The sequence below is a fragment of the Mesobacillus maritimus genome (assembly GCF_023715205.1).
GTDB classification, from domain to species: Bacteria; Bacillota; Bacilli; order Bacillales; family Cytobacillaceae; genus Mesobacillus_B; species Mesobacillus_B maritimus_C.
Genome location: NZ_JAMBNR010000093.1, coordinates 1 through 423 on the forward strand (window position 1 = coordinate 1; position 423 = coordinate 423).

At 62.4% G+C, this 423-nt stretch carries 1 pseudogene; it reads left to right on the forward strand.

Going from position 1 to position 423, the window contains the following annotated elements:
* A pseudogene (gene mrx(A) / locus M3182_RS25765) lies at window positions 1–423 on the forward strand (phosphorylated macrolide efflux MFS transporter Mrx(A)); the annotation flags it as partial.

Consider the following 423-nt stretch of genomic DNA (forward strand, 5'->3'; position numbering starts at 1 on the left):
TGGGTGCTTCCCGCGCGTGCCGCTCGGACGATGACCACGACGGCGACTCTCTCCATGCGCGCCGGCGTCGCTTTTCTCTGGAGCGAACCCCTGCTGCGCCCTCTCTTTGGTATAGTGATGATCTTCGTGGGCATCGTTGGCGCCAACGGCAGCGTCATCATGCCTGCGCTGTTTGTAGATGCAGGACGCCAAGTAGCAGAGCTCGGGCTGTTCTCCTCAATGATGGGGGCTGGTGGTCTCCTTGGCATTGCCATTCATGCGTCGGTCGGCGCCCGGAGATCAGCGCAGAACTGGCTGGCGGGGGCATTTTGTGGCTCTGCGGTGGGCTCGCTTCTGCTTTCACAGTTGCCAGGCGTGCCGGTGCTGATGTTGTTGGGCGCGCTCGTGGGACTGCTGACCGGCTCTGTCTCTCCCATTCTCAAC